The following is a 24,143-nucleotide window of genomic DNA, read 5'->3' on the forward strand; positions in this document are numbered from 1 at the left end:
GATCGATACAGACGGAGGATTTATGAATTGAAAAAAAATACCGAAAAGATTATTCAAGTTAAAGACCTGGTCAAATCCTATGGGGACAAAGTCATTATTGATGAAATCAATTTTCACATCCGCGCCAATGAATTCCTGACCATTCTTGGCCCCAGCGGCTGCGGAAAAACCACCCTGTTGCGGATGATTGGTGGTTTTGAAACCCCGGACGGCGGCGATATACTGTTTGAAGGAAAATCACTGCTCAGTATTCCGGCCAACAAACGGCCCATTAATACGGTTTTTCAGAAATATGCCCTGTTCCCCCATTTAAATGTTTATGATAACGTTGCCTTTGGATTGAAAATTCAAAAAAAATACCGAGATGAAATAGACAGCCTGGTTCAGGAAATGCTGCGGATGGTCAATCTTCAGGGTCAGGAACAGCGGGATGTCAATTCCTTAAGCGGCGGCGAACAGCAGCGGGTCGCCATTGCCCGCGCTCTGGTCAATCACCCTCAGGTGCTGCTGCTGGACGAGCCCCTGGGGGCCCTGGATCTCAAGCTGCGTAAAAATATGCAACTGGAACTGAAAAATCTTCAGAAAAAAACCGGTATTACTTTTATTTACGTCACCCACGATCAGGAAGAAGCTATGACCATGTCCGATACCATTATCATTATGAACCGTGGCCGAATTCAGCAGATCGGATCACCGGTGGATATTTACAACGAACCCCGCAACGCCTTTGCCGCAGATTTTATCGGTGAAAGCAATATTCTCGATTCGATTATGCTTAAAGACTGTCTGGTCAAGCTGCAGGATGTGGAATTCTCCTGTGTTGATAAAGGTTTTGGCGAAAACGAGGCGGTGCTCACGGTGATCCGACCCGAAGACATCGAAATTCTACCATCCGGTGCCGGCTTACTGGATGGCGTCATTGAATCGGTGACCTTTCTGGGTATGCATTATGAAATCGTCATGAACTGCAAGGGTATCAACTGGCTGATTCACACCACCCGGGAATTTTTCACCGGCGATCAGATCAGCATTCGGGTTGACCCCGATAATATTCATATTATGAAAAAGGAACAAGACCATGAAATCATTTAAGGAGTACATTGCCTATCCCTATGGTCTGTGGATGCTGATTTTTATTGCCGTTCCACTCCTGGTTGTAATCTGGTTCAGCTTTTTGTCCAATCCCGATTTTAAAGCCGGGGTCTACACCTTTACCTTGGACAATTATCAGGAGTTTATGGACCCGGTATACCTGGAACTCTTATACCGCTCGTTTTTATATGCCGTTATCGCCACTGTGATTTGTTTCATTATTGCTTATCCGTTGGGAAACCTGATCGTCTCCCTGCCTGGTCATCGTCAGAATCTGATGATTGTCCTGATGATCATCCCGATGTGGGTCAATTTCCTGCTGCGAACCTATGCTTGGATGGTGCTGCTCAGCGGCAGCGGTTTGATTTCACAATTTCTGGGTCTGTTGGGCTTCCGGGATGTTTCCCTGCTCTATACCCAATCCGCCGTTATTCTGGGGATGGTATATAACTTTTTTCCCTATATGCTGTTACCCATCTACACCTCCCTGAAAAAAATCGATCCGGATCTGTTGCGGGCTGCCACTGATCTGGGCGCCAACCATTTCCAGATGTTTGTAAAAATTAAGGTGCCCCTCAGTCTGCCTGGCATCGTCTCTGGGAGTATGATGGTCTTCATGCCGGCAGTAAGTACCTTTGTTATTTCCAACCTGTTGGGGGGCGGAAAATATATGCTGGTCGGAAATCTCATTGAGCAGCAGTTTTTAACCCTCAACAACTGGAACTTCGGCTCGGCCATTTCGATGGTCCTGATGACGATCATCTTTCTGGTTTTAGGCATCGCCCGTCTGATCACCGGGAAAGAACTCGATACCGGAGGTCAGCTGCTATGAAAAAGATTTTCAAAAACCTGGCCTTTGGCCTGATCCTGCTGTTTTTATACGCCCCGATTCTGGTGCTGATTGTTTATTCGTTTAATGATTCGAAAATTATGGGACCCTGGGCCGGCTTTACTCTTAAATGGTATGTGATGCTTTTTCAGGATCGTTATATCCTCCAGGCTTTGTACTATACTCTGATTATCGCCGTGGTGGCCACCACTGTTTCCACCCTTGTGGGAACCATCTCGGCGCTTGGCATTTACCGGATGCGCTCAAAACTGAAGAGACCCTATCTGTTATTAAACAATATCCCGGTGCTGGTACCGGATATCGTCATGGGGATCACCCTGATGTCGCTGTTTATTTTTGCCGGCATGAAAATGGGTTTAACCACCATCATTATTGCTCACATCACCTTTTGTATTCCCTATGTGATCCTGGCGGTGCTGCCCCGCTTTAACCGGCTACCAGAAAACATTTTTGAGGCCGCCCTGGATCTGGGCGCAACCCCGCGACAGGCTTTCTGGAAGGTGCTGTTCCCGGAAATTCTGCCCGGCGTCACTTCCGGCGCCCTGATTGCCTTCACCCTGTCCATCGATGATTTTGTAATTAGCTTCTTTACCGCCGGCAACGGCATCAGCAATTTGTCGATCACCATTTACTCGATGGCCAAGGCTGGCATTAACCCCAAAATCAACGCCTTGTCAACCATCATGTTCGGGTGTATCATGGTCTTATTGATCCTCATCAACATCCGCAGTGAAAAAGGGATAAAACATATTCAATAACAAAGGAGAAGACAATGAAAAAAATCGTATTAATTTTGTCATTACTGTGTCTGCCATTTCTGGCCGGCGGCTGCGGCTCCGACGATCGGGCCGAGCTCACTGTTTACAACTGGGGAGATTATATGGACCCCGAGGTCATCGCCCAGTTTGAAGAAGAATTCGATTGTCGGGTCAATTACGAAACCTTTACCTCCAATGAGGACATGTACGTCAAGGTCAAGAATTCATCGGATACCTACGATGTGCTGGTCCCTTCTGATTATATGATTGAACGGCTGATCAGCGAAGGCATGCTCCGTCCAATCACTAAAGACAATATCCCCAATCTGGCTAACCTCGATGCCTCAGCCCAGAATCTGGCCTTTGACCCCGGTAATCAATACTCGGTGCCCTATTTCTACGGGGTATTGGGGATTGTCTATAACACCACTCAGGTCACCGAACCGGTGGATAGCTGGAACATTCTCTGGAATGATCAATACGCTTCCAAAATTTTAATGTATGACAGCATTCGCGACAGCATGGGGGCCTCCCTGAAACGGCTGGGTTTCTCGATGAACGAAACCAACGAAGCCAATATCAATGCTGCCCGGGATGCCCTGATTACCCAAAAGCCACTGGTCATGGCCTATGTTACCGACAATGTCAAAAGCCTGATGGCCAGCGGTGACGCCGCTATGGCCGTAGTCTACTCCGGCGATGCCGCCATTATCATGAGTGAAACCGATAATCTCGATTTTGCCGTACCCAAAGAAGGTTCCAATGCTTTTTATGATAATTTTGTGATTCCCCCAAATGCTCAGAATCCCGAACTGGCCGAACAATTCATCAATTTCATGCTGACCCCGGAAATCGCCGCCCGGAATATCGAATATGTGGGCTATTCCTCACCCAATACTCCAGCTTTGGCCCTGCTTGATGCCAGCTGGTCAGACAATGCCGGATTTAACATCAGCAAGGAAGATCTGGCCCGCAGCGAAATCTTCAAGGATCTGCCCAGTGATGTCATGGAAATTTACAACCGGGCCTGGACCGAGATAAATGTGTCCAACTAAAGAAAATATCAACCCCCATTGGCGCCGGCAGATCACCTTATTTCTGATCAGCCAGACGGTTTCACTGCTGGGTTCCGCTATTGTCGCCTACGCCATTATCTGGTACGTGACCCTGACCACCGCTTCCGGATTGATGATGACCATCTCTACCCTATTTACCTTTTTACCACAGATATTCGTATCGCTTTTTGCCGGGGTGTGGGCGGACCGCTATCATCGAAAATACCTGATCATCCTGGCCGATGTTTTAATCGCCGTGTCAACCCTGATTCTGGCAGTCCTTTTTTTAATCGGCTATCAGGAGCTCTGGCTGTTGTTTCTGGTCTCGGGGATTCGTTCATTTGGTGCCGGCGTTCAGACCCCGGCGGTGAATTCACTAATTCCCCAGTTGGTTCCGGAAGACAAACTGATGAAGGTAAACGGCATTAACGGTAGCATTCAGTCACTGACCTTTATCATCGCGCCAGCTATCAGCGGCGGTCTGCTGGTAGCCTTTTCACTGGAATACACCTTTTTTATCGACGTCGTCACCGCGATGATAGCAGTGGCTATATTGACCTTGATTCCGATCCCTCTCCATCCCAAGGCCCGGGAAAAAAGCACGACCACCGCCCTGGCCGATCTGAAAGAAGGACTCCATTATATCCGCCAGCAGCGGTTTATCCGGGTGCTTTTTATCTATTATGCTCTGATTATGTTTTTAATTACCCCGGCGGCCTTTTTAACCCCCCTGTTGATCACCCGGATCTATGGCAGCGAGGTCTGGCGTCTGACGGTTAACGAAATCTTTTTTAGCGGTGGGACCATGGTCGGCGGTGTGATTATTGCTCTCTGGGGCGGTTATACCAACCGGATTAAAACCATCTCCATGGGCTGCTTTGTGTTTGGTTTGGCCATTTCAGCCATGGGTGTTGCCCCCAACTTCGTCCTCTATATTCTGTTCATTTTTATTTCCGGGCTGGCCATTCCCTTTTTATCAGCCCCAACCACGGTGCTGCTTCAGGAGATGGTAGAAGTTGACATTCAGGGCCGGGTATTCAGTATCCTCCAACTGATTGCCACCACCGCCCTACCTCTGGGGATGGTGATCTTTGGGCCGATGGCAGATTTTATACCAATCCAGACGCTGTTGATTGTCGCTGGTCTGATTATGGCCGGCTGCAGCCTGACCATCATCCAAAATAAAGCACTGGCTACTGCTAATGGCAAATAAAAAGATCTGAACGATGTGGTTCAGATCTTTTTATTTGCACCGTATTCCCTAGTGATCCTCAGACTCCCCCATCCATTTGGGTACCGGAATGGCACCGCCAATCACCGCTCCGATGGTCATCGGAATGATACCGTTAATCGGAAAACAAATCAACAGCAGTAAAATCACTGCCAGCGGCTTTCGCATGACTGTGGCCGTTAGGGCCGCCGTCACCACCGCCACACAGAAGATTGGATCAATGGGAAACACTAAGGCACAGGCATAACCAATCGCTACTCCCGAAAAAATGGTCGGAAATATATTACCACCCCGCCAGCCCATTTCGTGGCAAATATTGCCCATTAATAGCTTGACAACCCCGGTTAGGAGCAGCACGGCAAAACCCATGCTCGGCCAGGAATTCATCACCTCAACCATTTCGTGTTCGCCGGAAAACATCGTATAAGGCAAAATAATTCCCGTCCCACCAAGTATCACACCACCAAGAATCCCCCGGATCACAATATTCTGTTCCAAAGGTTTAACTGCCACTTTAGTCATTTTCATAAACAGATAATAAAGCATTCCTGCCGTTACCCCAATAAGCGCCAGGGGGATCGCCGCTGCCCATTCCGCTCCCGTTATTTTTTCAATTGCCGGAAAATGTCCCAACCCCAGCCTTCCGCCAAATAGATTCTGCAGGATTGTTAATACTCCATAGCCACTGATTATCCCCACAAAGTACATTAACACTTTCAAATTTTGGGGAATCGCCGCCGGTTTGTTTTCTTCTTCAATCTGTTGCATAAAGGCAAACAGCGGCGCTCCGAAAATAACGCCAATGGTTGCGGCCATACCGATCTGGGGCAGGTCTGCGGTTTCCAAAAAGATATACTTAAACCGATCCGAAAACCAGAAACATAACCCAACAATCACGCCGGTTAGCCCGGCTTCCGGCCCTAAACTGCCTCCAAATATCAGCGGCAACAAAGCTGATATGCCAATAATATGTAAATTATTGTAGGAAATCTGTTCCCCTTTTTTGACATCCTTCAGAATCTCCGCCATCTCCCGGGGATAGGCTCCAAATCGCTGTTCCCACAGCCCAATGAGCAGACCACCAAAGGCGCAGACCAACACCGGATACAGCGTGAAATCAACCGCATTTCTAAGATCAGTCCATAAAAAATTGATACCCAGGTTCATGATGAAAAGTAATGCCCAGGTGATCCCGCCAATGGTTCCGCCAAGCACTGCCACAAATAAACTCATCACGGCTGTTTCTTTGAATCTAAGCCCCACGTTATCCTCCTGTCTATCTAATCTACACCCGTTGATTGATGAACTGCACTCTATTCTTTCCGAATTCTTTAGCCTTATACATGGCAATATCCGAATAGTTAAGCAACTCTGCCGTAGTGATCCCATCCCGGGGATAGAGCGCAATACCAAAGCTGGCACTGATATTTAATTGCATATTTTCAACCACAAAAGTCTCAAGTAACACGGTCCGGATTTTTTCTACGTAATCGAAAATTTCAACCTCACTCAAATCGCGCTGGATAATCAACGTAAATTCATCACCACCCAAACGTCCCAGCATATCCTGCTGGTAAATTATTTTCTTGATTCTATCAGCAATCGATTTTAGCAGTAAATCACCGATATAATGTCCTTTATAGTCATTGATTTTTTTAAAATTATCCAGATCAATAAACACCACCGCAAAACGCTCTTGCCTTTCCAGAGACCGTTCCACCAAAAAATCCAGCTTGTTGATCAACATTTCTCGGTTGGGGAGTCCGGTTAAAACATCGGTATAGGCAAGATAATTAAGCCTGACCTCGCGCTGTTTCATTTTTCTGTGTAGTTCCTTCAGTTTGACATTTTGCTGTAAAATTTCTTTTTCCGAGCTTGCCAGATCATCGTAGAGAGTACTGAGCTCTTTTTTTTGTTCGATTACTTCAGCCAGCTTACTTTCAAAACCTTTTTCGTAGAACGAAATAATGCTGATCGTGATGATTGTACAGATGGGTACTATAACTCCTGGTATAGCGTCCAGATTTCCGGCACCGATAACCACAACGATCCCCACAATTAACGCGACCAGAATATTAATTACAACCGCAATCTGATAACCTTTATCCCTGACTGCAACCACTAGATAGACCGATACAATCACCTGAAGCTGAGCCACAACGCCGGCAATACTGCTTGCCGTTGATAGCCGCAACTCCAGAAAAATGGCGGTAAAGTATACCAGTAGAGAAATGACGATTTTACTCCCTAACACTACCTTGCTTTCCTCAGCCGTCTTTTTATTATCAAAATGATTAATTTTATGATCTGTTAAGTTTTTTATTTTTTCCATGGAATCCTCTCGTGGTACTGAATTCTAATTCACTGGTCAAACTATCGGAAATCTTTTCTTGAAACAATCATTCAATGGTTTCGGAGATACTGCCAGATCCCGGTCGACATAAATGCCTCACCGATCTGTTTAATCTTCCAATTCTTCTTTAGATGCCTTTTGGCCATAGAAACTGTCGAACTGGACAATCATTTTTTTCATTTCTTCTGTATCCAGAATTACCGGATCGCCAATGGCGCGAGCTTTCACATACACTTCAGCACAGTGTTCAATTTGTTCGGCTATATTAAAGGCGTTAAGAATATCTTTACTTCCGGCCAACAAACCATGGTTGGCCATTAAAACCGCAAAGCGATCGGTCATCGCCGCAAAGGTTCGTTCGGCCAGCTCTGTGGTGCCAAAGGAAGCATACTCAGCACATCGTACATCCAATCCCGAATAGGCCACCAGGTAACTGGATGCCGGAAGCGGCAGCCGTAATGTTGCCAACACCGTGGAATAAACCGAGTGCGTGTGAACCACCGCATCGATATCTTGCCGCTTCACATAGAAAATTCGATGGAGTTCATATTCGCTGGATGGTTTTCTCCGGCCATCCACAATTTTTCCTTCCAGATCCATGACCACGACATCTTGAACTTCAATTTCAAAATAGTCGATGCCACTGGGACTGACTGCCATCATTCCGCTTTGCCGATTTAAAATACTGATATTTCCGCCAGTGCCTTTGGTTAAGCCCGTCGTGATCATCTTACGGCAATATTTAACGACGTCTTCCCGCTCTTTTTGTAATAACATTTTTTCACCTTCTTAGTTTTGATATCCCTTGCCTGCCTAAATATGTCTGGATCTGTCGCGCTTCAAATTGTCACAAACTATTTAGAAAATCCGTTCTGATTATTCAGCATTTATTCTTTGAAAATGTTTCATTCTTTTCATTTTAACACAGACAGGTACCCGTGACAATGTGTGGCACTCTGTGTGCCAAACTTTTTATTGCAGGTAAAGAATACAAAAAAAGGTGATAAATATTAAAAAATCACCGTGATCTTTGCATCACGGTGATTTTTGCTTATTTTTGCTTGTTTTTATTTATTCATAATAAATCTCGTCGATAGCACAGCCGGCCGGAACGATGGGGTAAACACCTTCTTCGTTGGAAATCTTCACATGAACCAGTAGTGGTCCCGGTTGATCTTTTATTTTCTCCAGGGTTTCTTCCAGTTCAGCCATATTGGTAACCTTGTAGCCGGGGATCCCACTGGCAGCGGCCAGCATAATATAGTCGGTACACTGCACGATATCGGTTTGGGCATAACGTTTGTCACTGAACAGCTTCTGCCATTGCCGCACCATTCCCAGTGCTTCGTTGTCAAAAATGAAAATTTTAAGGGGGACTTGGTACTTGCTGACGGTAATCAGTTCCTGACAATTCATTCGGAAACTACCGTCTCCGGCAATCAGCAGCACATCTTCATCGGGATTGGCCAGCTTAACCCCGATGGAAGCCCCCAGGCCGTAACCCATGGTGCCTAAACCGCCAGAGGTAATAAACTGGGCCGGACGTTTGACATTCCAATATTGCCCCACCCACATCTGATGCTGTCCGACCTCGGTAACCACAAAAGCTTCCGGGTAGGCGGCGTTGATAGTGTTAAGAATATTCTTGGGATGATAGTTCCCTTTATCGGCACAGGGGATGATCCAGTTCTTGATTTTTTCATACCATTCCGGATAGGATTTTTCGTTGATGTCTTTTGTCAGTAGGGGCAGCACATCCTTGATGTTTCCCTGGATCTGAATTTCGGCCGGAATGTTTTTGGCAAATTCGGTGGGGTCCACATCAATGTGAATGATTTTTTTATTGCGAACAAAAGCGTCGCAGTTGCCGGTGACCCGGTCACTGAAGCGGGCACCGATGGCAATCAGCAGGTCAGAATTGATAACAGCCAGATTTGTTTCCTGGAAGCCGTGCATACCAACCATTCCCATCGACAACTCGTGATCGCGGGGAATGCCGCCTAAACCCATTAAAGAATTAGCTACGGGGATCCCGGATTTTTCAGCAAAGGCCAGCAGTTCTTCGTGGGCCTTGGATTTTAGCACCCCGCCGCCGGCATAGATCATCGGTCTCTGGGCATCATTAATGGCTGTCACCGCTTCTAAGATCTTTGATTCCTTGATTTCCGGATAGATCTGGCGCAGTTTAGGGATAAACATTTTCTGGTATTCGGTTTTGGCCAGAAAGATGTCCTTGGGAATATCGATTACAACTGGGCCGGGTCGTCCCGATTGGGCGATGACAAAGGCCTCCCGGATGGTATCGGCCAGATCTTCGACATTGGTGACCAGATAATTATGCTTGGTAATCTGCATGGTCACGCTGGTGATGTCAATTTCCTGGAAGGAATCCTTGCCCAGCAAAGGCGAAGCAACCTGTCCGGTGATGACAACCAGTGGCACGGAGTCTAAATAGGCATTGGCAATCCCGGTGATGGCATTAGTTGCGCCTGGTCCCGAGGTGGTAATGGCAACCCCCACCGTATCGCTAGTTCTGGCATAGCCGTCGGCGGCATGGACACCATTTTGTTCGTGACAGGGACCAATTTCGGTAATGTTGTGATCGAGTCGGAAAAAGGCGTCGAATAATGGAATGACGACGCCGCCGGGGAATGAAAAGACATGTTTGATGCCCTGTTCTTCCAAACAACGGACGGTGATTTCTGACCCTAATAATAATTCTTTATTATTCAAATTTTCACTTCCTTTCTGCTTTTGGTTGAGATTAGTTGGCTTATCAGGTCGTTGGCGGGCGATCGCAGATCGCCCCAACGAACCATTTATAACTGCGTTATATTTATTTTTATTTTTCGAAGACAGCGCCGGTGGAGGCGGAGGTTACCAGTCTGGCATAACGGGAAAGATAGCCGGTTTTTATTTTTGGTTCAATGGGAACCCAGGCAGCTTTACGTTCGGCCAGAACGGCGTCGTCCACTTTTACAGCAATGGACCGGTTGGGAATGTCGATAGCGATGATATCCCCTTCTTCGATCAGACCGATGGTGCCACCAGCCGCAGCTTCGGGAGAAACATGGCCAATACAGGCACCCCGGGTCGCGCCCGAGAAACGTCCGTCGGTAATCAGGGCCACATCCTTATCAAGTCCCATACCAGCGATGGCGGAGGTTGGAAACAGCATTTCCCGCATCCCCGGGCCGCCTTTGGGGCCTTCGTAACGGATGACAACCACGTCCCCGGCGACAATTTTGCCGGCCTTGATGGCTGCGGTGGCGTCTTCTTCAGAATTAAACACCCGGGCCGGGCCTTGGTGTTTTAACATTTCCGGGGCTACTGCCCCCTGTTTAACCACGCCGCCGTCGGGGGCCAGGTTGCCAAAGAGTACGGCCAGACCACCGGTGGGGCTGTAAGGATTAGTTAGTGGGCGGATGACTTCCGGGTTTTTATTGAACACACAAGTCAGGTTTTCGGCAATGGTTTTGCCGGTAACCGTCATTAAACTGGTGTCAATCAGATCGGCATCGGCTAAAGTTTTCATCACCGCTTGAATGCCGCCGGCATAGTACAGGTCTTCCAGGTGGTGATTTCCGGCTGGTGCCAGCTTGCACAGATGGGGAGTTTTGGCTGAGATCTCGTTAACTTCCTGAAGGTCAATACAAACCCCGGCTTCGTTGGCAATAGCGGGTAGATGGAGGATGCTATTGGTTGAACAACCCAGCGCCATATCGCAGGCCAGGGCATTTCTAAAGTTTGCATCCGTCATTATATCTCGGGGCTTGATGTCCCGTTTCCACATTTCCATTACCTGGATCCCGGCTTTTTTTGCCAGTCGCACCCGTTCCGCAAAAACGGCGGGAATGGTGCCGTTACCAGGCAAACCCATGCCCAACACTTCAGTCAGACAATTCATGCTGTTAGCGGTGAACATTCCCGAGCAGGAACCGCAACCGGGGCAAACGGAATCTTCAAAGGATTTAAGTTCTTTTTCATCAATTTTTCCGGCATTAAAAGCCCCCACCGCTTCGAAGGCGGTATTTAAATCGGTGTCTTTCTGACCCACCGCTTTACCGGTAAGCATCGGACCACCACTGACTACCACGGCAGGAATATTCAGCCGGGCGGCGGCCATCAGCATACCGGGGACCACCTTATCGCAGTTGGGAATCAAAACCAGCGCATCAAGGGAATGAGCGGTGGCCATGATTTCAATGGAATCGGCAATCAGCTCCCGGGAAGCCAGGGAATATTTCATCCCCACATGGCCCATGGCGATGCCGTCGCAAACCCCGATGGCCGGAAATTCGATGGGGGTTCCCCCGGCCATGCGAACGCCGTCTTTAACCGCTTTGGTAATGGTATTTAAATGAATATGTCCGGGAATGATTTCATTAAAGGAATTAACCACACCAATTAAGGGTTGCTCCAGTTCTTCGTCGATATAACCCATGGCTTTGAATAAAGAACGTTGCGGAGTTGTTTCGACTCCTTTTTTTACACGATCACTTTTCATTTGATATCCTTTCTTTTGTGGTTTTGATTTTATCAGGTTCAGGTTGCAGGCGGTAGATAATGACCAAGGGTCAGATCCCCGCCCATCGAACCAGCAATTGATTTTTTTGTAAATTTTACAGGTTTTCGATAATTTTCTGGCCCATTTCGACGGTGCCGACCAGGGTCATCCCTTCACTGAAGATGTCGCCGGTACGGTAGCCCTGCGCCAGCGTTTTTTGAACGGCGGCTTCGATGGCATCGGCTTCGGCGATCAGATCCAGGGAGTAGCGCAGCATCATCGCTACCGAAACAATAGTAGCAATGGGATTAGCTTTGTCCTGGTTGGCAATATCTGGAGCGGAACCATGGATTGGTTCAAACATCCCGAATTTGCCGTCGGCCATACTGGCTGATGGCAGCATTCCGATGGAACCGGTGATCATGCTGGCTTCATCAGATAAGATATCGCCGAACAGGTTGCCGGTAACGATAACGTCAAATTGTTTAGGGTTGATGACCAATTGCATGGCGGCATTGTCGACATATAAATGGTTCAGTTCGACCTCAGGGTAGTCTTTGGCCACTTCTTCCACACAGCTGCGCCAGAAGCGGGAAACTTCCAGAACATTGGCTTTATCGACATTGGTTACTTTTTTATCGCGCTTCATGGCAATTTCAAAGGCTTTTTTAGCAATCCGCAGGACTTCCGGCCGGGTGTATTTCATAATATCCCAAGCCGCAAAATCGCCGTCCCGGCCTTTTTCACCAAAATAAACATCGCCGGTCAGTTCCCGAACGACCATGATATCCAGGCCATCGCCAATGATTTCTGGTTTTAACGGGCAGGCCGCTTTCAGTTCCTGATAAAGAATAGCTGGTCTCAGATTAGCATACAAACCCAGGCTTTTTCGCAGACCCAGCAGACCGGCTTCTGGTCGTTTATCGCCGGGCAGGTTGTCCCATTTTGGTCCGCCCAGGGCGCCCAACAAAACGGCATCACTGGCGAGACAGATGTCTACGGTTTCCTGAGGCAGCGGGTTGTCACAAGCATCAATGGCAGCGCCACCGGCCAATACTTCGGTATAATTAAAGGTATGGTTGAACTTTTCGGCAATTTTATCTAAAACTTTGATACTGGCCCCGACAATTTCAGGGCCGATTCCGTCTCCGGGAATTACTGCTATTTTATAATCCATGGTGTTCTCCTCGTTAAATTAATTTAGTGTAGTTAGGTTTTTAAGTTGTTAATCTATAAATTTTTATTAATGCTGTTGACCAGGCCACCGGCAGCGATGATTTTTTGCATAAACTCGGGAAAGGCCTGTCCCTGGTAACTGGTGTTTTGGGTGCAGTTGGTGATGATTCCAGTATCGAAATCCACGAACAACTCGTGGCCGGCTTCAATTCCGGCCACGGCTTCCGGACATTCCAGAATCGGCAGCCCGATGTTGATGGCATTGCGGTAAAAGATCCGGGCAAAGTCAGCGGCAATCACACAGGACACCCCGGCGGCTTTAATAGCGATGGGGGCATGTTCCCGGGATGATCCGCAGCCGAAATTTTTGTCTGCCACGATGATATCACCGGGTTTGACATTTTTGATAAAATCAGCATCGATATCTTCCAGACAATGTAGGGCCAGTTCCTCAGGGTTACTGGAACTAAGATAACGTGCCGGTATGATAACGTCAGTGTCGACGTTGCTTCCGTATCTGAATACATTTCCTTGTGCTTTCATGTGTGCGTTCCTTTCCTATAACTCGGTGGGGTCGGCAATCCGGCCGAGAATGGCTGAGGCAGCGGCTACCTCCGGGTTGGTCAGATAGACTTCTGAGTCTACATGACCCATTCGTCCCACAAAATTTCGGTTAGTGGTGGCAACACAGCGTTCCCCGGCGGCCAGGATTCCCATATGCCCGCCGATGCAAGGGCCACAGGTGGGGGTGCTGATAGTAGCGCCAGCTTCGATAAAGGTTTTGAAATAGCCCAGTTCCATACATTGGAGATAAATTTTCTGGGTGGCCGGAATAATCAGGACGCGAACCCCTTTGGCAACCTTTCGGCCTTCAAAAATTTTAGCTGCTTTCGAAAAGTCAGAAAGACGGCCATTGGTACAGGAGCCGATGACGACCTGATCGATGGTAATGGTCTCGTTGATCTGGTCAGTGGTTCTGGTGTTTTCCGGTAAAAATGGGAACGCAACGGTCGGCTTGAGAGCTGATAAATCAATTTCGATGGTACGCGTGTATTCGGCGTCCGCATCAGCGGGATAAACAGTGTATTCTTTTTCGGAGTGGTCTTTGACGTATTCAAGCGTCTGTTCATCAACCATAAAGATACCGTTTTTGGCCCCGGCTTCAATCGCCATATTGGCAATCGCAAAACGGTCGTCCATGGTGAGGTTGGCAATGCCGTCTCCCACGAATTCCATGGATTGATACAGGGCACCGTCTACGCCGATCATCCCGATAATATGGAGAATCACATCTTTCCCGGATACAAACTTATTCAATTTTCCGGTTAGTACAATTTTAATGGCGGATGGTACTTTAAACCAGGCTTTACCGGTGGCCATCCCGGCAGCCATATCGGTACTGCCCACGCCGGTGGCAAAGGCTCCCAACGCCCCATAGGTACAGGTGTGGGAATCGGCGCCAATGACTAAATTACCGGTAACAACCAGTCCTTTTTCCGGCAACAGCGCATGTTCAATACCCATTTTGCCAATTTCAAAATAATTGCTGATCTCGTGTTCACCAGCAAAGGTTCTAAGTTTTTTACATTGCTCAGCAGCGTTGATGTCTTTATTTGGTGCGAAGTGGTCTGGTACCAGAACCACCTTATCCTTATCAAACACGGTCTTTGCATTAATGCCGGCAAAGACATTAATGGCCACCGGTGCGGTAATATCGTTTCCTAAGACGAGGTCCAGATTGGCCATGATTAAATCTCCTGGTTTTACCTCTTTTAAACCTGCATGGGCTGCTAATATTTTCTGAGTCATTGTCATTCCCAATGCCACTCATCTCCTTCCGAGTAAAAAACATTTCGGCAATTGTGAAACTACCCTGAGCTTCGCTGTCGGTTTTCATTTGGGTTATGATCTTTGATCGTAATCGTTATGTTGGTAATATTAATGCTTTTGTTGTTCACGTTCCTCATCGCTTAACAGCTTGTATTCAATGGAATCGATCAGAGCGATCAGGCTGGCTTCGATGATATCGGTGGAAACACCAACGTTGGTCCAGATGTCCACGCCATCGGAACTTTCAATCAGCACCCGGACCTTGGAGGCAGTGGCTGATTTGGAATCGATGACTCGGACCTTAAAGTCAGTCAGGCGAACCTCGCTGATTTTGGGGTAAAATACTTCCAGCGCTTTTCTGAGGGCTTTATCTAATGCATTGACCGGACCATCCCCTTCAGCGGCATTGATTTCCGACTGACCGTCAACGTTGATTTTAACCACCGCGGAGGAACTGAGGGCTTCCTTGGTGTGGGTTTGTTCGCCAATAGTTTTGAAATCTTCCAGAGTGAAAAATGGCTTGTGCATCCCCAGCTCTTTGCGGATCAAAAGTTTGACGCTGCTTTCGGCTCCTTCAAACTGATAACCCTGGTATTCCAGCTCTTTGATGCGATCCATCACCCGGGTGGTTTCGTCGGATTTCTTGGTCAGGCTCGGGTCGACCTCGTTGATCAGCTGAATAATGGTGCTGCGGCCGGAAACTTCGGACATTAAAATCCGGCGTTCGTTGCCGACGGCTTCTGGTGAGACATGCTCAAAAGAGGCCGGGTTTTTCATGACGGCGTCGATATGCATGCCGCCCTTGTGGGCAAAAGCCGATTTGCCCACGAAAGGTTCGCGGCCAGTGAGGGCGTAATTGGAAATCTCGGCAATTCGAATCGCCGAAGATGTCAGTTTTTGAAGCTCCGCATCAGCCAGACAATGAAAGCCCATTTTTAGCTGTAGATTAGGAATAATGGTAGCCAGATTGGCATTTCCACAGCGTTCGCCATAGCCCAGGAAGGTTCCCTGAACCTGACGGGCACCGGCATGAACGGCCATCAATGAATTAGCTACGGCCAGGCCGCTGTCATTATGGCAATGGATCCCCAGCGGAATCCGTAATTTCTGGCGGACATCGGTAACAATTTCCTGAATTTCATAGGGCAGAGTACCGCCATTGGTGTCACAGAGGGCCAGACAATCGGCCCCCCCTTCCTGGGCGGCCAGGAGGGCTTCAATGGCATAGGCTGGGTCGTTTTTATAACCATCGAAGAAATGTTCGGCATCAAAGGTGACATCTTTTCCCTGGGCCTTTAAATAGGCCATGGTTTCTTCGATCATTTTCAGGTTTTCGGCCAGGGTGGTTTTGATGATATCAGTGATGTGAAAGGTCCAGCTTTTTCCAAAAATAGCTACCCCTGGGGTTTCTGTTTCGAGAATCGCCTTGAGATTGGCATCATCCTCAACGGCAATACCACCCCGGCGGGTGCTACCAAAAGCGACCAGCTTGGCATGATTAAGGCGGATGCCCTTGATGCGATTGAAAAACTCGATGTCTTTTGGGTTGGAGCCGGGATTTCCGGCTTCAATATAATCAATCCCCATTTTATCCAGGGTTTCGACCACCCGGATTTTGTCTTCTACCGAGAAGGATATTCCTTCGGCCTGGGCCCCATCTCTGAGGGTTGAATCAAAGACTAATATTTTTTCTGACATTCCAATTCCCCCTTATCACGGTTTTGAACTTGCTTGTTCCTGGGTTTCCTTGCTTTGACTGTCTTTTATGTAAAGCATCTGGTTTACGGCGTCAACATAAGCTTTCAAGCTGGCATCGATGATATCAGTGCTCAACCCCCGGCCATGATACACTTGGGTACCATCAGATATTTTTACCTGCGCTTCCCCCTGGGCATCGGTACCGTCGGTGACAGCGGTAACCCCATAATCAATCAGGGTCAGTTCACAGTCAACCAATTCGCTGATGGCTTTAAACCCGGCACTGATGGGGCCATCAGCCAGCGATACCCCTTCGATGAGATCGCCGTTTTTCCGTAAGCGGATGGTGGCGGCGGTGGAAATGGTATTCCCGGTACTGATAACAAAGCGGTCCAGGGAGTACACTTCGGGAATGGCCAATTGTTTTTGTTCGACCAGGGCCAGAATGTCTTTATCAGAAATAACTTTTTTCTTATCGGCCAGAACCTTGAACTGATTGAATAAATCCAGCACTTCCTCGTCGCTTAAGCTGTAACCGAGGGAGGTGAGCTTATCCACAAAGGCATGCTTGCCAGAGTGTTTTCCCAGTACCATTTTGTTTTCTTTTAAGCCGATCGATTCCGGCGTCATAATTTCATAGGTTTCTTTATTAGCCATCATGCCATGCTGATGGATGCCAGATTCATGGGCAAAGGCATTTTCGCCGACAATGGCTTTATTTGGTTGTACGCGAACCCCTGTTAACTTAGATAACAAGCGACTGGAACGATAGATCTGGGTGGTATCGATATTTGTGTCTACCTGGTAAACATCGTAGCGGGTTTTAAGGGCCATAACAATTTCTTCCAGGGCCGCATTTCCGGCCCGTTCGCCGATGCCGTTAACTGTACATTCCACCTGACCGGCACCGGCCTGAATGGCGGCCAACGAGTTGGCCACACCCAGCCCCAGATCGTCATGAACATGGACAGAAATGGTGGCCTTATCGATGTTTGGTACATTGTTGCGAATACCTTCAATGAATTTAAAATATTCACCGGGGGTGGTATAACCCACCGTATCCGGGACGTTGACTATGGTAACTCCTTGATTGATAACCCCTTCCAGAACCTGATATAAGAATTCTGGTCGGGTTCGGGAAGCATCTTCAGCGGAGAATTCCACTTCACCGCACAGGTTACGGGCAAATTTTGCCATTGCAATGGCCTTTTCCAGCACTGCTTCCGGGGACATCCGCAGCTTGTATTCCATATGAATATCCGAGGTTGCCAGAAAGTAATGAATTCGGGGGTTAACCGCGCCTTTCAAGGCTTCATAGGCGGTGCTGATATCTTTTTCGGTACTGCGGGCCAGACTGGCAACTGTGGCATTCTTAATCTCATTGGCAACCAGTTGAACCGACTCAAAATCACCAGGAGATGCAATGGCAAATCCGGCTTCAATGACGTCAATTCTCAGACGTTCGAGCTGTTTCGCCATCTCTAATTTTTCTTTCAGGTTCATACTACAACCTGGTGACTGTTCCCCATCTCGAAGGGTGGTATCAAATATTTTTACTATTCTGCTCATTGCATCTCCTCCTAATTATTTTGTTTTTTTGTTTTAAAAAAAGGCAGAAGGTCTTCTGCCTTTTTTTGAGTCTGTTATTTTGAAATGCTTATTTTTTAATCCAGGACATCATGGTTCGTAATTCAGCGCCGACTTTTTCAACCTGAGTTTCTGTTTCAATCCGTCTGACGGCATTGAAGTATGGTCGATTAGCCTGGTTTTCAAGGATCCAGTTACGGGCAAAGGTACCATCCTGAATATCGTTTAGAACACCCTTCATAGCTTTTTTGGTGTCTTCGGTGATGATTTTGCTGCCAGTGATGTAATCACCATATTCAGCAGTATCACTGATGGAATAACGCATGTAGCCTAATCCGCCCTGAACGACTAAATCGATGATCAGTTTCATTTCGTGGACACATTCAAAATAGGCACTTTCTGGTTGGTATCCAGCTTCTACCAGGGTATCAAAACCAGCTTTCATCAATGCTGTTACCCCGCCGCAAAGAACAGCTTGTTCACCGAAAAGGTCAGTTTCGGTTTCTTCTTTGAAAGTTGTTTCAAGGATACCGGCACGGCCTCCGCCGATTCCGGAAGCATAAGCTAAGCCCAAATCATGAGTATTGCCGGATGGATCCTGGTAAACGGCAATCAGGCAGGGAACTCCGCGGCCTTCCTGATACTGACTTCTGACTGTGTGTCCTGGTCCTTTTGGTGCGATCATGAAGACATTAACGTCAGCTGGTGGAATAATCTGACCGTAATGAATATTGAAACCGTGAGCAAAGACCAGGCTGTTGCCTGCTTCAAGGTTTGGTAAAATGCTTTCTTTATAGATCGCTGCCTGTCTTTCGTCAGGAAGAAGAATCATGACGATATCTGCTGCTTTTGTGGCATCAGCTGCAGTCATAACTTTTAATCCGGCTTCTTCAGCGATTGGCCAGGATTTACTGCCTTCATAAAGACCAACAATAACATTCACACCTGATTCTTTCAAATTCAGTGCATGAGCATGCCCCTGACTTCCGTATCCAATAATTGCAACTGTTTTTCCATCGAGTAACCCCAGATTACAATCTGCATCGTAAAATAATTTTGCCATTTTTAAATTTCCTCCTTGAAATGTTTTAATAATTTAATTTTCTAATTATATAAATTCACTTGATGTGACCATTATATACTAAATAACATCCAGAAACTAAAAAAATCCGCCTCTGTAAAAAACAGAGGCGGATATAAGTATCCACGGTACCACTCTAAAATTCGAAATAATCTCACAATTATTTCCTCTTCTGGTCTGAACGCAAGGCGCACCTAACCATAGTCATTTAACGTTGACGTCCCGGATGGGATCACGGCCTTCCCTACTAGTTGGGTAAATTTTCAGGTTGGCAGCTCGCAAGTGAGTATTACATACCATTGTATTATTGGAATTACACCATCCTCCAACTCTCTTAAATACAATTTTTAGTATCTTTCTCTTGGTCATAGCAGTTGTTTTATTTGATTATTTTTTAATTACTTACTTTAGTATTTGAGTCATTATATCTATTTATTTTGCCTTTGTCAATCACAAAATATTAAAGAAATCATGATATCGGTTTCTAGTTTGAACCTTTATAAAGCCTACCCTTAAACCTCAGTTATTTCATATTCCTTATTGCCCAGACCCAGTTTGACGGCATGATCAACGCAGACCTTCCAGTTTGTATCGGGGTGAACCAGCGTGAATACATCCATGTCTGACAGATCCTGGGCTTCATTTTCGATAATCCTTTCCTCAGCACAACTGCCCCGGAGAATCCGGGCATTGTTGCAGGCATCCGCACAGGCCATATCCAGAGCTACCGGATCGATGGAGGCAAAAATACCGACGTCCTGGATAATTGGCAGATCGTTTTCTACATGACAATCACAGTTGGGTGAAACATCGATGACAAAACTGATGTGAAAATGGGGACGGCCATCAATGACAGCCTTGGTATATTCGGCAATTTTTTTGTTGAGCACATCATTGCTTTCATCGTATTTGGGCGAGATGGCATCAAAAGGACAGACCCCAATACAGCGGCCGCAACCGACACAGAGATCATCTTTTATCCGGGCCTTGCCATCCTCCACTCGATAAGAAATAGCCCCAAAGGCACAGATCTTGCCGCACATCTTACAGCTACGGCATTTCTTTTCTTTCACAAAGGGCTTGCTGTTAGAATGCATTTCCATTTTCCCCCGCCGGGAACCGCAACCCATACCGATATTTTTCAGGACGCCGCCAAATCCGGTATTTTCGTGACCTTTGAAATGAGTCATTGAGATAAAGACATCGGCATCCATAATCGCCCGGCCGATTTTAGCCGAAGTGATACATTCACCCCCATCCAGTGGTACCTCAATGTCATCGGTGCCCTTCAGGCCATCCCCAATAATCACATGGCAGCCGGTGACAAAAGGGTTGTAGCCATTTTCGTAGGCTGCATCCAGGTGCTCCAGGGCGTCTTTTCGTCGTCCCACGTAAAGGGTGTTACAATCGGTCAGAAATGGTTTCCCGCCCTTTTCTTTGATCATATCGACAATGACTCGGGAGTAATTCGGTCTGAGATAAGCCAGATTTCCCGGTTCACCGAGATGGATTTTGATGGCAGCAAATTTATTTTCGAAATCAATATCGCTCATGCCGGCAGCAGTGACCAGTTTTTCCAGCTTTTTCAGAATATTATTGGAACCAGTGGTCCGTAAGGTTGTAAAATATACCTGTGATTTATTACTCATCTTTATTTCTCCTTTTCTCAAAAAAATCCTTCAGCAACGCTTCGCATTCTTGTTCACCGATACCAGCATAGATTTCCATCTGTTTGGGCAGCATCGGGTGTTGCCCCAGCCGGGCTGTGGATTCCACGCCGCCAAATTTTTTTTCGGCAGCGCCATAGACCAGCAAGGGGATCCGGGCCTGGATAATGGCCCCCATACACATTACACAGGGTTCGGCGCTAACATACAACTGGCAGTCATCCAGCCGCCAGCGGCCCAGTTTTTCGGCCCCGGCGCGAATCACCAGCATTTCAGCATGGGCGGTGGGGTCTGCCAGGCTTTCTTTTTGATTATGGGCCCGGGCAATAATCTTGCCGTCGCAAACCAGTACCGCCCCGATCGGGACCTCACCCCTGGCAGCCCCTTCCTTTGCCATTTCAATGGCCAGGGCCATGATCTTCTGCAGGTTGTTTTTTTTATTTTTGATGGCTACCTCCCTCTCTTGAAAAAAAGTATTTAGGAAATGTATATAGAAAAACACGATTGCTTTGATGTAAACAAGCAGCGATGCTCCGCATACTTTAGCTATTACCGATAAAAAGCAAATCCCCAAGCCCATTGACCATAGCCGGTCCGGGGATTATTGGCTGATTGCTTTTGGGCCGGTTGGGGATTGGGTACCGGTTGGGGCGCTGTTCCGGCAGTCACGTTGGGGGTGTTGATGGCCACCATAAAACGCTCGTTGCCAGCGTTTTGCAGATAACTGATAAAAGCTTCGTCACAGGCGGAATATTCATTGATGATGTCCGCAGCCTGCAAACCCGGGTAGTCGCTGTTGGTGGCCAGATAATTATTGCAGGCAATCGTATAGCTCTGCGCAGGATCCAGCTCCGCCGCTCCGACCCTGACCGAAAAGACCCGCTCACCCGCTGGTTTGGATAAATCATACTGGGCAGTGATGCCACTCCATTGGAGATAACTGCCGCTGTTGCTGGGCCAGGAGTTGTTATTTTCATCATTGGCAATCTGATTGTTGACGCCAATTTCGATGCTGGTTTCCAGCATTTCTTTAATATCAGCTCCGGAAAGCGACTTGGTCACCAGATAATTCCCAAAGGGCAGCACGTCGATGACCTGCCCTTTGTTGATTTCTCCGGCAGGAATCTGAGCCCGGATTCCGCCGGCATTTTCAGCGGCAATATCAGCGCCGGTGGCAAACCGATAACTGTCGGACAGCGCTCTGCCCAGATTCAGTTCGCCCAACCGCACATCCTGCCAGATATTGTCGGTGCTCCCGCCCAGTTTTACCGGGGTGTTCCCCACCACTTCTTTTTTTATCGGATCTTCCCGGGCTTCAATACTGGCAATCAGGGCTGCCACCGTCGGATCCGCTGGAATAACCTCATCGGTTGCCTCAGCCGCAGTTGTCAGGCTGGCAGTTTTACCCTGAATGGTATAGCTGGCATCCTCGGGATCAGGCTGGTCAGTATCTTTGTTCAAGGTAATCTCAACCTCTCCGACCGCACTGGAATAACAACCGGTTTGGACAATCAGGGTGCCATTGACTTCCCGGTTTTCCACATCATGGGTGTGGCCGTCCACAATCACATCGATACCCGGTGCCCCCTGGGCAATGGCGTCGCTGCGCATCAGGGTACCGTTGTCGGAATCGCCAATATGGGTCAGGGCCACGATCACATCACAACCCTGGTCCTCTAGCACTGCTACTGCTTGCTGGGCCGTGGCAATGACGGACTCCCGGGTGCCAAAGGTCAGTCCGGCTACATTGGCCGGCGCCGTATCCCCATAAATATCTGGGCTGATCAGTCCAAACACGCCGATTTTTAAGACCGCGCCGTCCACCGCAATTTTTTTGATGAGATAGTCATCTGCAAAAAAAGCCGCGCTGGACTCGGAATCAACGACATTGTTTCCCAGGATTTTGGTGTTGGCCATGGTTCCCAGTTCCAGCAACCGGGCGCTACCATAATTAAAATCGTGATTACCGGGGGCGATGGCATCAAAGCCCACCGCCGCCATCAGTTCGGCAATCGAACCGCCGGTTTCGATGGTGGCAAAGGACTGTCCGTGAAAAACATCCCCGGCATCCACAGTCAAATCAGGGCTTACCTGATTGATGATGGTCTTGAGTTTGGCATAGCCGATGGTGTTGTTTTTGGCACTATAGGTGTAACGGGAATGGGTGTCGTTGGTGTGAATAATTTTAAGGGCAATGGACTGATCATCATTAACGGTTGCCGCCAAAGCCATCGAGCCAAAACATCCCATTACCATCAATACTATCAGCAGCAAACCCAGAATTTTGTCAATTTTTTTCATCACAACTCCTTTTTGCTAACCCGCGGTTAGTTTATCTTCATTATATATTCTTTTAGCAGGATATCAAAGTAATAAAATCAATTTAACGCAATAAAAAATAGCCAATAAAACTCAATTAACTTAATAAAAAACTGCTTCAAGATTTTTACCTGAAACAGTTTAAAGGGTATTTTATAATTTTATTTAAGCAGCTTATTGCAGTGCCGGTTTGCCGGTATATCGCAATAGCGCCTTACAAATCGCCGTGGTCAGAATTCCCGCCACAATCGCTTCGGGAATACCATTGATGGCAATTACTGACAAAATGACGCCATACAAAGTTGATAGTGCCACATTTTTAGCTTCAGCATAGCTTTGTCCGAAAAACAGATAAATAAAATTCATAACCAACAATGTATTAGTCAATGATCCCGCAACTCCAGCAATGGTTAATGCCAACACGTCATTGTTATTTACTTTCTTCATCCCCTTAAAAACATAATGAGGCACTACGCCGACCAGAATTCGGGGTACAAAACAGATCACCAGACTCCAGAAATTACCGGAATAGGTTCCCAGAGAATAGAAAGGTGTGAAAACAAAAGATGTCACCGTCGGATTAAAGGTATTGTTGATTAAGCTGGTCAGCCCAAAAACAAAGCCCAGAAAAGCACCATAGAATGGTCCCAGAATAATACTGCCAATAATGACGGGAATATGAATAATGGTGGCCCGGGTGAATCCCAAGGGGATATAGCCAAGAAACGGTGTCGCTGCCAACAAAATAATAATCGCCACAAAAAAGGATAGTTTGACCAAATCGTTGGTCTTGATGTTTTTCATTTTTACCTCCCGCTATCGTTCCAGTCATGCCGGATACAATGCACCTATATTCTAACGCCTTTTTTATTTAAATTCAATAAAAAAATACAATAAAACTTATATTTACTCCTGACCCCCGGGTTTGGTATAATGATT

At 47.3% G+C, this 24,143-nt stretch carries 20 protein-coding genes and 1 other annotated feature; of the genes, 5 read left to right on the plus strand and 15 right to left on the minus strand.

Annotated elements, in window-relative coordinates:
* Positions 1 to 27 precede the first annotated feature (27 nt).
* From ABGU93_RS11825 to ABGU93_RS11845, 5 genes are read left to right on the plus strand one after another with little or no spacing between them, the layout of a single operon-like run.
* Positions 28 to 1,092, plus strand: a complete 1,065-nt coding sequence (locus ABGU93_RS11825) for an ABC transporter ATP-binding protein (protein WP_347413650.1) — start codon at positions 28 to 30, stop codon at positions 1,090 to 1,092.
* Positions 1,079 to 1,924, plus strand: a complete 846-nt coding sequence (locus ABGU93_RS11830) for an ABC transporter permease (protein ID WP_347413651.1) — start codon at positions 1,079 to 1,081, stop codon at positions 1,922 to 1,924. Before ABGU93_RS11825 ends, ABGU93_RS11830 begins: the two co-directional genes overlap by 14 nt.
* The gene (locus ABGU93_RS11835; RefSeq protein ID WP_347413652.1) at positions 1,921 to 2,700 is read left to right on the plus strand and encodes an ABC transporter permease; all 780 of its coding nucleotides are present in this window, start codon (positions 1,921 to 1,923) and stop codon (positions 2,698 to 2,700) included. The genes ABGU93_RS11830 and ABGU93_RS11835 overlap by 4 nt, the downstream gene beginning before the upstream one ends.
* Positions 2,701 to 2,714: 14 nt before the next feature.
* Positions 2,715 to 3,755 carry a spermidine/putrescine ABC transporter substrate-binding protein gene (locus ABGU93_RS11840; protein WP_347413653.1) on the plus strand — a complete coding sequence of 347 codons (1,041 nt, stop codon included), beginning with the start codon at positions 2,715 to 2,717 and terminating at the stop codon, positions 3,753 to 3,755.
* Positions 3,742 to 4,968 carry an MFS transporter gene (locus tag ABGU93_RS11845; protein WP_347413654.1) on the plus strand — a complete coding sequence of 409 codons (1,227 nt, stop codon included), beginning with the start codon at positions 3,742 to 3,744 and terminating at the stop codon, positions 4,966 to 4,968. Before ABGU93_RS11840 ends, ABGU93_RS11845 begins: the two co-directional genes overlap by 14 nt.
* Positions 4,969 to 5,016: 48 nt before the next feature.
* Here the strand turns inward: ABGU93_RS11845 and ABGU93_RS11850 are convergent, their stop codons facing one another.
* The 15 genes from ABGU93_RS11850 to ABGU93_RS11920 all read right to left on the minus strand — a co-directional run bounded on the left by ABGU93_RS11850 (position 5,017) and on the right by ABGU93_RS11920 (position 24,008).
* Entirely contained in the window at positions 5,017 to 6,249 is a 1,233-nt protein-coding gene (locus tag ABGU93_RS11850) for a chloride channel protein (protein ID WP_347413655.1), read from the minus strand.
* Between the two features lie 22 nt (positions 6,250 to 6,271).
* Positions 6,272 to 7,318 (minus strand): GGDEF domain-containing protein, encoded by a 1,047-nt coding sequence (locus ABGU93_RS11855; RefSeq protein ID WP_347413656.1) that lies wholly within the window; start codon positions 7,316 to 7,318, stop codon positions 6,272 to 6,274.
* 129 nt (positions 7,319 to 7,447) lie between these two features.
* Positions 7,448 to 8,116, minus strand: a complete 669-nt coding sequence (locus ABGU93_RS11860; RefSeq protein ID WP_347413657.1) for an L-fuculose-phosphate aldolase — start codon at positions 8,114 to 8,116, stop codon at positions 7,448 to 7,450.
* A 294-nt stretch (positions 8,117 to 8,410) separates the two neighbouring features.
* Entirely contained in the window at positions 8,411 to 10,072 is a 1,662-nt protein-coding gene (gene ilvB / locus ABGU93_RS11865) for a biosynthetic-type acetolactate synthase large subunit (protein WP_347413658.1), read from the minus strand.
* A gap of 109 nt (positions 10,073 to 10,181) precedes the next feature.
* Positions 10,182 to 11,846: a dihydroxy-acid dehydratase gene (gene ilvD, locus ABGU93_RS11870; protein ID WP_347413659.1), complete on the minus strand. Its 1,665-nt coding sequence runs from the start codon at positions 11,844 to 11,846 to the stop codon at positions 10,182 to 10,184.
* 115 nt (positions 11,847 to 11,961) lie between these two features.
* On the minus strand, positions 11,962 to 13,023 hold the full coding sequence (leuB, locus tag ABGU93_RS11875) for a 3-isopropylmalate dehydrogenase (protein ID WP_347413660.1): 1,062 nt from the start codon (positions 13,021 to 13,023) through the stop codon (positions 11,962 to 11,964).
* A gap of 53 nt (positions 13,024 to 13,076) precedes the next feature.
* Positions 13,077 to 13,565 carry a 3-isopropylmalate dehydratase small subunit gene (gene leuD / locus ABGU93_RS11880; protein WP_347413661.1) on the minus strand — a complete coding sequence of 163 codons (489 nt, stop codon included), beginning with the start codon at positions 13,563 to 13,565 and terminating at the stop codon, positions 13,077 to 13,079.
* A 15-nt stretch (positions 13,566 to 13,580) separates the two neighbouring features.
* On the minus strand, positions 13,581 to 14,843 hold the full coding sequence (gene leuC / locus ABGU93_RS11885) for a 3-isopropylmalate dehydratase large subunit (protein ID WP_347413662.1): 1,263 nt from the start codon (positions 14,841 to 14,843) through the stop codon (positions 13,581 to 13,583).
* A gap of 117 nt (positions 14,844 to 14,960) precedes the next feature.
* Positions 14,961 to 16,550, minus strand: coding sequence for a citramalate synthase (gene cimA / locus ABGU93_RS11890; RefSeq protein ID WP_347413663.1), 1,590 nt, complete (start codon positions 16,548 to 16,550; stop codon positions 14,961 to 14,963).
* 15 nt (positions 16,551 to 16,565) lie between these two features.
* The gene (locus tag ABGU93_RS11895; protein WP_347413664.1) at positions 16,566 to 18,119 is read right to left on the minus strand and encodes a 2-isopropylmalate synthase; all 1,554 of its coding nucleotides are present in this window, start codon (positions 18,117 to 18,119) and stop codon (positions 16,566 to 16,568) included.
* Between the two features lie 88 nt (positions 18,120 to 18,207).
* Positions 18,208 to 19,200: a ketol-acid reductoisomerase gene (gene ilvC, locus ABGU93_RS11900; RefSeq protein ID WP_026394412.1), complete on the minus strand. Its 993-nt coding sequence runs from the start codon at positions 19,198 to 19,200 to the stop codon at positions 18,208 to 18,210.
* Between the two features lie 120 nt (positions 19,201 to 19,320).
* Positions 19,321 to 19,596: a binding site (T-box leader), on the minus strand.
* Between the two features lie 134 nt (positions 19,597 to 19,730).
* Positions 19,731 to 20,867 (minus strand): DUF362 domain-containing protein, encoded by a 1,137-nt coding sequence (locus tag ABGU93_RS11905; protein ID WP_347413665.1) that lies wholly within the window; start codon positions 20,865 to 20,867, stop codon positions 19,731 to 19,733.
* Complete coding sequence (locus ABGU93_RS11910) at positions 20,860 to 21,387, minus strand: nucleoside deaminase (protein WP_347413666.1); 528 nt, start codon at positions 21,385 to 21,387, stop codon at positions 20,860 to 20,862. The genes ABGU93_RS11905 and ABGU93_RS11910 overlap by 8 nt, the downstream gene beginning before the upstream one ends.
* Before the next feature lie 47 nt (positions 21,388 to 21,434).
* On the minus strand, positions 21,435 to 23,186 hold the full coding sequence (locus ABGU93_RS11915) for a bifunctional UDP-sugar hydrolase/5'-nucleotidase (RefSeq protein WP_347413667.1): 1,752 nt from the start codon (positions 23,184 to 23,186) through the stop codon (positions 21,435 to 21,437).
* A 192-nt stretch (positions 23,187 to 23,378) separates the two neighbouring features.
* Positions 23,379 to 24,008, minus strand: a complete 630-nt coding sequence (locus ABGU93_RS11920) for an ECF transporter S component (protein ID WP_347413668.1) — start codon at positions 24,006 to 24,008, stop codon at positions 23,379 to 23,381.
* Positions 24,009 to 24,143: the final 135 nt, after the last annotated feature.

Source organism: Acetobacterium sp. (assembly GCF_039830195.1).
Lineage (GTDB): Bacteria > Bacillota > Clostridia > Eubacteriales > Eubacteriaceae > Acetobacterium.

Excerpts from the sequence above, each read along its gene's own strand:
- leuD (WP_347413661.1), bottom strand. The coding sequence starts at position 13,565 with ATGAAAGCACAAGGAAATGTATTCAGATACGGAAGCAACGTCGACACT.
- ABGU93_RS11920 (WP_347413668.1), bottom strand. The coding sequence starts at position 24,008 with ATGAAAAACATCAAGACCAACGATTTGGTCAAACTATCCTTTTTTGTG.
- ABGU93_RS11830 (WP_347413651.1), top strand. The coding sequence starts at position 1,079 with ATGAAATCATTTAAGGAGTACATTGCCTATCCCTATGGTCTGTGGATG.
- ilvC (WP_026394412.1), bottom strand. The coding sequence starts at position 19,200 with ATGGCAAAATTATTTTACGATGCAGATTGTAATCTGGGGTTACTCGAT.
- ABGU93_RS11855 (WP_347413656.1), bottom strand. The coding sequence starts at position 7,318 with ATGGAAAAAATAAAAAACTTAACAGATCATAAAATTAATCATTTTGAT.
- ABGU93_RS11905 (WP_347413665.1), bottom strand. The coding sequence starts at position 20,867 with ATGAGTAATAAATCACAGGTATATTTTACAACCTTACGGACCACTGGT.
- leuB (WP_347413660.1), bottom strand. The coding sequence starts at position 13,023 with ATGGATTATAAAATAGCAGTAATTCCCGGAGACGGAATCGGCCCTGAA.
- ABGU93_RS11895 (WP_347413664.1), bottom strand. The coding sequence starts at position 18,119 with ATGAGCAGAATAGTAAAAATATTTGATACCACCCTTCGAGATGGGGAA.
- ABGU93_RS11835 (WP_347413652.1), top strand. The coding sequence starts at position 1,921 with ATGAAAAAGATTTTCAAAAACCTGGCCTTTGGCCTGATCCTGCTGTTT.
- ABGU93_RS11915 (WP_347413667.1), bottom strand. The coding sequence starts at position 23,186 with ATGAAAAAAATTGACAAAATTCTGGGTTTGCTGCTGATAGTATTGATG.
- ABGU93_RS11840 (WP_347413653.1), top strand. The coding sequence starts at position 2,715 with ATGAAAAAAATCGTATTAATTTTGTCATTACTGTGTCTGCCATTTCTG.
- ABGU93_RS11860 (WP_347413657.1), bottom strand. The coding sequence starts at position 8,116 with ATGTTATTACAAAAAGAGCGGGAAGACGTCGTTAAATATTGCCGTAAG.
- ilvD (WP_347413659.1), bottom strand. The coding sequence starts at position 11,846 with ATGAAAAGTGATCGTGTAAAAAAAGGAGTCGAAACAACTCCGCAACGT.
- cimA (WP_347413663.1), bottom strand. The coding sequence starts at position 16,550 with ATGTCAGAAAAAATATTAGTCTTTGATTCAACCCTCAGAGATGGGGCC.
- ABGU93_RS11845 (WP_347413654.1), top strand. The coding sequence starts at position 3,742 with ATGTGTCCAACTAAAGAAAATATCAACCCCCATTGGCGCCGGCAGATC.